The following is a 7,121-nucleotide window of genomic DNA, read 5'->3' on the forward strand; positions in this document are numbered from 1 at the left end:
AATGAAGGAAGAGTTAACTCAAAAGGTATGGTTGCTCCACCGGTACCACCAAGGGTGCCAGAAACTAAGTTATCATCGCAGAATGGGGCAACAAAACCTAAACTTGCTTCAAATCCTAATGAAGGTAAGCAATTCAAGTATGAGGTAAAACTTCCGGGTGTTATTCATACTACAGCAAGAAAAAATAACGTTGGAGGTGGGCTCAATAAATTAAATCTAAAGAAAGAAGCTAATTTTGCTGCTTCAGAGCCTAATGCTGTGAAGAAAAAGAAAGTTACTTTTGCGAATCCGGAGATTCCGGATAATGTTACTAAAAGTCAGCCTACTTTGACTGAATACATGATGCAAAAGGAAAGAGAAGCAAAAGAGTCAAACCCTTTCAAGACAATGAAGGAAACTATGCCAGTGTATGAGAATGTTAATGCATTTGATGATACGTTTGAGCAGGATAACCATCAGGAAAGTTCTGATTTGCATCAAGCACAAGCAACTGGTGAATTAGAAACAATAAAATTCCTTAAAACACTAAGCAAGAAAGAAAGAGAAGACCTTGGTTTTTCTCCTAAGCAGCAAGATAACCACAAGGTTGAGTCTAGCAAAAAAACTTACAATCCACTTGATTGGAACCCAATCTATCAGGGTAAAAAGCGTTTTAGCCCAGAAAGATTAAACGTTCACCCATTATTACGCAACAAAGCTGACATGTATGGCAGTGTAACTGCTGGTACTAAACCTTACTCAGCTATAGAAAGGTGTATGGTTACACACGATAGCAGTGAGCTTGAAACAAAGATTGAGAGAAAGAATGGGTTTCAATCAGATCCAAGTATTAAGCACATAAAGGTTGATACTGCAGTTTGTTCTATCACTAAAGGTAACGACAAAAAAAGCGTTAGACCTGATGCTTCATATAAACAAGAACCTTTATCAGAGGTATCTAAAGTTAACGTGAAAGAGCTAGCGAATAGATTTCGTGGTTAATAATCATTAACTATTAGCCCCTGCCTTTGCACCCCGAAGGCAGGGCTGTTCTTAAAATAGCATTTGCTTCACAGCATTACTGGCCTTTGATTTTTCGTCTGCGAAAGCAGCATTAAGAGAGACTTTGAGTCTTTCCCATTCTTCTTGGCCATTCGTGCGAGCTAGAATTAAAGATTTATATTCATTTTCAATTTTTTCTAATGCCTTCTGATATGAAGAACCTAGTTCCTCATACGTATCAATATTTATTGATTGTAGTATTACCAAAAATGAAAACAGATTTGGAGTAGGTAGTTCTTCTTTTGTGTAATTTAAAAGATATAGTTCTATTTTTTTTAAACAGTATTTTATTGTTTCTAACGATAGTGAAAAATTTTCTGCATAGAATATAAAACTATCTATAATTGAGCTTTTTGATTTTTTTGGTAGTTTGATATTTTGAAACAACGCTTTTGTGAATTTCTCTATCGGTTGTTTTGGTAAATATAAGGAGCGATCAGTAAAAGACTTTAAGTCAAAATTTGATCCAAGTACTGTGCTAATAGCTTTATATACATTACTCTTATCTCTACTGACAGAAATAATAAAGACGAGCCCCTCTATATCGAGCATGTATTTTATAGATTCCAAAAAATCGACAATGAATTTAGGACGGCATATATCAAGGTTATCCACCATTATGTAGATGTTTTTGTCTTCTCTAATTCTATTAACTACTTTTACTAATTGAGTTTTAAAGTCCTTAATATTTTCTTTTCTTCTCTGAAGAATGTTTAATTCCCTTAGCACAGCGCCAATGTCCTTTTTATCGGCCTCCTTTGTGGCTTCGAGCAATACAGAAAGCATAGCAAGTGGAGATTTACTAATTAATTTTCCCAGTGTGTTTAAAGAAAATAGCTCCTGATTTATGTTCTTGAACTTTTGTATAACGCTTCTTTTTACTTCATATGATGCAAATAAATCCTCAAATAAGAAATTTAAAAAAGAGGGTAGTGGCTGATCCAATGCGTTGATATCCCATGCGCTATAATAAGCTGCAATTTCGTTTTGTTGCTTTAACTCTTTTACCCACTCTTTCAGAAAAAATGTCTTGCCCCATCCGTTATATCCTTCTAAAGATATCATTGTAAAAGACTGATCAATCGCCTTAACCATAGTGCTGAACTTGCCTGAAAATTGCTTATAGTTCAGGAGGTCATTTTCCCAGGCTATTGCTTTAGGTGGTGACACTGCTTCTTTTTTTCTGAAGGTTATCAGTGATATAAGTTTTTTTAAGCACATGCCTTATTTTATGTTCAATTCGTATTCTTGTCTTGAGGTGAGGGCAGCTTTTAGCGTTCCTTCATCTAGGTAGTCAATTTCTCCACCCATTGGTATGCCGCAAGCAAGGCGTGATATTTTCACATCCAAGTTTTTTAGCAATTCAATTATATACTGCACGGTAACCTGACCCTCTAATGTTGGATTAATTGCGATAATGATCTCTTCAATTTTATACTCTGCAACTCTTTTAGGGATAGTACCAAGGTTAAGTTCTTTTGGACCTACACCGTTTATTGCAGACAGCTTACCACCCAAAACATGGTACATACCTGAATATATACTACCTTTCTCAAACGCCCATAAATCACCTAATTCTTCTACTACGCACAGTAATTTGGTGTCACGTTTTGGATCAGTACAAATAGAACACGGTGATTTAGTATCTAGATTTCCGCAGACCTTACACTCTATTATAAGATCTGCCAGCTCTTTGATTAAAGATGCAAGTGGTAGCATAACTTTTTCTTTGTTTTGGAGTAAATATATGACTAACCTGCGTGATGATGATGGCCCTAAACTTGGCAATTTAGAAAAAACATGAACTAAATTTTTTATTTTAATGTTCATTCAATAAATTCAAAATAGGCCATCAAAATAGTAACATCAAACCCTTTATATAGGAAGTAGTAAATTTCTCTTACCTCACTTTAGGTTAGCTATGAGGATTTAAGATAACATTTACTAATTTTTAACTTTTAGAATCTATATCTTAATAAATATAGAATAATAATTAATATGGATGATCTATTTAAAAGTAATAATTATAACAAAAATCTCAATTCTTTGATACAAATTATAAAGCTGAAAGACACAAAACAAATTGATGAACAATATGATAAAACGGTAAGAGATTTATCTCAAGCTCTGAGGGGTTTTACAAGCAAGGCAGAAGATGTAGCTAAGTTTGTTATATGTACTGACTTAAATAATTACGTAGAACCGGTGGATAAAAAGCCATTAGGCCTTTTTGGAGTATTAAAGAAAATATGGCTAGGGAAAGATGCTCTGGTTAAGAATGACAACATGAGAAATTTTGCTCAAGATAAATTGCAGAGTTTCACTATAAAAAAAGCAGCAGAATATACAAATATTTTGAGGAAAATTAACCGCGTAAAAGAAGGACTCGATATCGCCTTGAAAGAAGGACGCGGTATCATTTTGAAAGAAATTTTAGATTCAAGGCGGAGTGAAAAAGAGGAACATAAACCGCATGAAGTAAACTTGGAAAGCGCAACAACATCAAAGCAAAGGAAAGAAGAGCAGCCAAAAAAAGAATCTGCTAGTAATCGCAGGAAGAAAATAAAACGACCAGCGCCTCCACCACCTCCGACTGCTCCGAGTGAGCTTAAACCTGAGCCTCAGAAAGAGGTTGCTACTACTGAGAAGAAGAAGGTGCACTCTAAATCAAAACCAGAGACTATATCTTTTGATGATTCGGGATATGGAAGTTTATCAGATGAAGAATCTGGTAAAAAAATATCTAATTACCAAGAAGAAGAATCAATTTGCACAACAGTTCCTAAGGAACATATAGAAGCGAAAAGAGCAAATAAACAGCAGCAACAATCTAAACCTCCAAAGCCTAAAAGTGCTGATCAACAAGTGAGTACGAAACCAAGGATAGTAGGAGTGACTCTCAAAAAATCAGCTGAAAGTAAACCTACAGTACCGCCAAAATCTGAGAGTCAAGGCCGTAGGCAATCAGCACAAAAGGTTGCTGATAAAGCAGCACCAGCAGTGAAAGTGGTTGCTATGAAAGAAGAAGTAAATAGCAAGAAGGACGGCAGAGTAAAGTCAGTGATAGGAAAAATCGAGCAAAATCAAGCTGCTGAGAGCAAAGCTACTCCTGCTGCACAAGCAGATATCGGTGTGGAGAAAGATCTATCAAAAGCTGCCTTCCAATCTCACTCGTTTCCAGTGGAAAATGAAAGATCTGAAATGAACCCCATAACAGCAAAGTCCGACTTTAAGCCTTTAGTTAGTAAAAAGCCTCTTCTCACGCATGTCAATGTAAAGGCAATGGCTGCACGATTTGAAAGTCATGGAAAGAAATAGCTGTAACTTATTGGATAAACCCTATAACATCCTTTATTTCTTTTATGTTGTGGTTTGCAATCTCTGCTGCTTTTTCTGTACCTTTCTTTAATATTTCATGTAAATAGGACTGGTTCTTTAAGAGGTCTCTCATCTTCTCACGTATAGGTGATACAACACTGATGATTAAATCAGCCAATTCTTTTTTAAAGTGCTTCATATCGTATTTGTTCATCTCTTCGCATACTCTGTCTACATCAAAACTACTCAGCGCTGAATAAATGTCTATCAAGTTACTTATCTCCGGGCGACACTTTAAAGTAGCAAAGTCAAAGCCTAGCATTGAGTCTGTTTTTGCTTTCCCTATTTTTTTAACGATTAAATTATCTGTGTCGTCAAGGCTAATGCGCGAGTATTCTGAGGGATCAGATTTACTCATTTTACTTGTGCCATCCCTTAAGCTCATTATTCTTGATGCATGGTCCAAAACTAGGATTTCAGGCACAACGAAATGATTCAGTTTGTAGTGATTGTTGAAAGTGAGTGCAACATCGCGTGTGAGCTCCAAATGCTGCTTTTGATCATCACCAACAGGAACGTATTTAGCTTGATATAGCAATATATCTGCAGCCATAAGTACTGGGTAGCTATATAACCCTAAAGAGGCTTTTTGTTTACCGCTACCAGCTTTATCTTTAAATTGAGTCATGCGACTGAGCCAGCCAACTGGTGTATAGCACCCAAGTAGCCAACCGAGTTCTGCATGACCGCTGACTGTGGACTGACTAAAAATAATGGACTTTTCTGGATCTATTCCGCACGCAATGTAAGCTGCTGCTGTTTTAAGAATATTACTTTTTAATTCACTGGCAGGAAGTTTATTAGCTGTGATTGCATGCAAGTCAACAATACAGAAAAGAGATTTATATTTATCCTGTAAGTCTACCCACTGCTTGATTGCACCAAGATAGTTACCTACGTGCAGTGTGCCACTTGGTTGAATGCCTGAAAAGACAATATTACGCATTATTTTGCTTCGCTAATCGTTTCCGCAATCAGTAGATTTCTTGGAAATGACAACCATTGCAGGACGAAGCAACCTACTTTTAATAGTATAACCGGTTTGTAAGACTTCCACGATAGTACCAGTTTCTTTTTCATTATCTTCTCTTTCCACAACAGCTTGGTGTAAATTACTATCAAAAGACTCTCCCATTGGGTCTATTTCTTCTATTCCGTGTTTTTTCAGGTCATTCATAATTTTTTGATGAGCTACTTTGATCCCTTCGTGGACAGGATCGCCATCTTTTAAATTTTCCATCACCCTTTTTAAATTGTCGCACGAGTCGATCATATCACGTGCAAATTGTGTAACTGCATAGTCACTTGCATCGCTGATTTGCTTTTGCATTATACGTTTAACGTTTTCATTATCTGCAATAGCACGACGTAAATGGTCTTCAAGTTGAGCTGCACGCTCCTTCAACGCGTTAAGATTTTCGTTAAAATCATCAGTTTGTTTGCTACTATCTTGTTGGTCTTCGCTTTTTTGCTTATTTACCATATCGGTAAACTTCTTCTTTTTTTCCTTGCTACTATCTGACATATCATTAACCTTAAGAACCTAATAAATATATAGCAACTAATCTGAAAATATCAAGAACTAGCTAAACTTGTCTTTCTATGCTTGTATTCAAAAAGTCAATCAAAGCAGTTTTATAAGGAGAATCAGAAAAAACACTAATATCATTTAACGCCATGTTAACATAGTGCCTTGCATTTTTCATAGAAAGCTCGATGGCATTGTGGTGACTAATACAGCGCAGTGCCTGACCAAAATTGTGCTCAGCCGAAGAAAAACATTTTTCCCAAAATCTTTGTTCTGCTAGGCTGCCTTTTTCGTATGCTATAATAGCAGGTAAAGTTACCTTGCCTTCAAAAAAGTCTTTTCCAACTTGCTTTCCAGAAGTGCTTTGATCAGCAGTATAATCGAGCATGTCATCAATTATTTGGAATGCCATGCCAAAATTAAAACCAAAATTCTTTAGCCTTTCTGTTTCATCACTGGTAGCACCGGATATTACAGACGCAGCTTCACAACACGCAGAAAACAAAGAAGCTGTTTTTTCTCCAATGATATCGAAGTAATTTTTCCGAGCAGTGTGAGGGTTAAAGCATGTCGTCATCTGTTTTATTTCACCTTTTACAAGCAAATGTGACGCCCTGGATAAAATAGATAGAACATTTAAATTTTCACATTCTATAAGCCATCTAAATGCTAGAGTCAATAATAGGTCACCAACTAAAATGCTCGATTTATTTCCCCAGATTTTATTTGCTGTTTTAACTCCATGGCGTGCTTCACTTTCATCAAGCACGTCATCGTGAAGTAAAGTAGCATTGTGTATAAATTCTACCGATGCAGCAACTCTAACTCTGTCCTCCCCAGAGTAGTTCAGCATTTTACATAAGATGAAGACGAATTTAGGCCTTATTTTTTTTCCACCTGACCCAACAAGATGAGATATAATATCAGCAGCAAGTTTGATGTTTTCATCATCAACGTTTCTGAAAATAAAATCTTTCATAGCCGATAAATCAGAAGATATAATATCATCTAATTTACCGTAACTTATTAAACCAGTGTCCAACATTTAAAGAGACTTATGCCTCTTGTTCTTTCACTTTCTGTGTTGCTACTTTCTTTTCCTCTGTTTTTTTTGCTTCCATTTTCTTCTTGTTTGGTTCTAGAGTGATGATACCTTTCTCGATGAACCATAGCT

General features: G+C 36.1%; 7 protein-coding genes. 2 read left to right on the forward strand and 5 right to left on the reverse strand.

Annotation, left to right across the window (positions count from 1 at the left end; all coding sequences use genetic code 11):
* Positions 1-27 precede the first annotated feature (27 nt).
* Entirely contained in the window at positions 28-981 is a 954-nt protein-coding gene (locus DM84_RS01515) for a hypothetical protein (RefSeq protein WP_250777925.1), read from the forward strand.
* Between the two features lie 51 nt (positions 982-1,032).
* On the opposite strand, the gene DM84_RS01520 is transcribed toward DM84_RS01515, so the two are convergent.
* Positions 1,033-2,262 carry a KAP family P-loop NTPase fold protein gene (locus DM84_RS01520; RefSeq protein WP_250777918.1) on the reverse strand — a complete coding sequence of 410 codons (1,230 nt, stop codon included), beginning with the start codon at positions 2,260-2,262 and terminating at the stop codon, positions 1,033-1,035.
* Positions 2,263-2,265: 3 nt separating this feature from the next.
* Positions 2,266-2,871 (reverse strand): recombination mediator RecR, encoded by a 606-nt coding sequence (gene recR / locus DM84_RS01525; RefSeq protein ID WP_284706104.1) that lies wholly within the window; start codon positions 2,869-2,871, stop codon positions 2,266-2,268.
* Between the two features lie 168 nt (positions 2,872-3,039).
* On the opposite strand from recR, the gene DM84_RS01530 reads away from it, so the two are divergent.
* Complete coding sequence (locus tag DM84_RS01530) at positions 3,040-4,359, forward strand: hypothetical protein (RefSeq protein WP_250777919.1); 1,320 nt, start codon at positions 3,040-3,042, stop codon at positions 4,357-4,359.
* Between the two features lie 7 nt (positions 4,360-4,366).
* Here the strand turns inward: DM84_RS01530 and trpS are convergent, their stop codons facing one another.
* The 3 genes from trpS to DM84_RS01545 form a co-directional block, all read right to left on the reverse strand.
* Entirely contained in the window at positions 4,367-5,365 is a 999-nt protein-coding gene (trpS, locus tag DM84_RS01535) for a tryptophan--tRNA ligase (RefSeq protein WP_250777920.1), read from the reverse strand.
* A 12-nt stretch (positions 5,366-5,377) separates the two neighbouring features.
* Positions 5,378-5,944, reverse strand: a complete 567-nt coding sequence (locus DM84_RS01540) for a nucleotide exchange factor GrpE (protein ID WP_250777921.1) — start codon at positions 5,942-5,944, stop codon at positions 5,378-5,380.
* A gap of 61 nt (positions 5,945-6,005) precedes the next feature.
* Positions 6,006-6,992, reverse strand: a complete 987-nt coding sequence (locus DM84_RS01545) for a polyprenyl synthetase family protein (protein ID WP_250777923.1) — start codon at positions 6,990-6,992, stop codon at positions 6,006-6,008.
* Between the last annotated feature and the right edge of the window lie 129 nt (positions 6,993-7,121).

The sequence above is a fragment of the Wolbachia pipientis genome (assembly GCF_023661085.1).
In the GTDB taxonomy this organism is placed as follows: Bacteria; Pseudomonadota; Alphaproteobacteria; order Rickettsiales; family Anaplasmataceae; genus Wolbachia.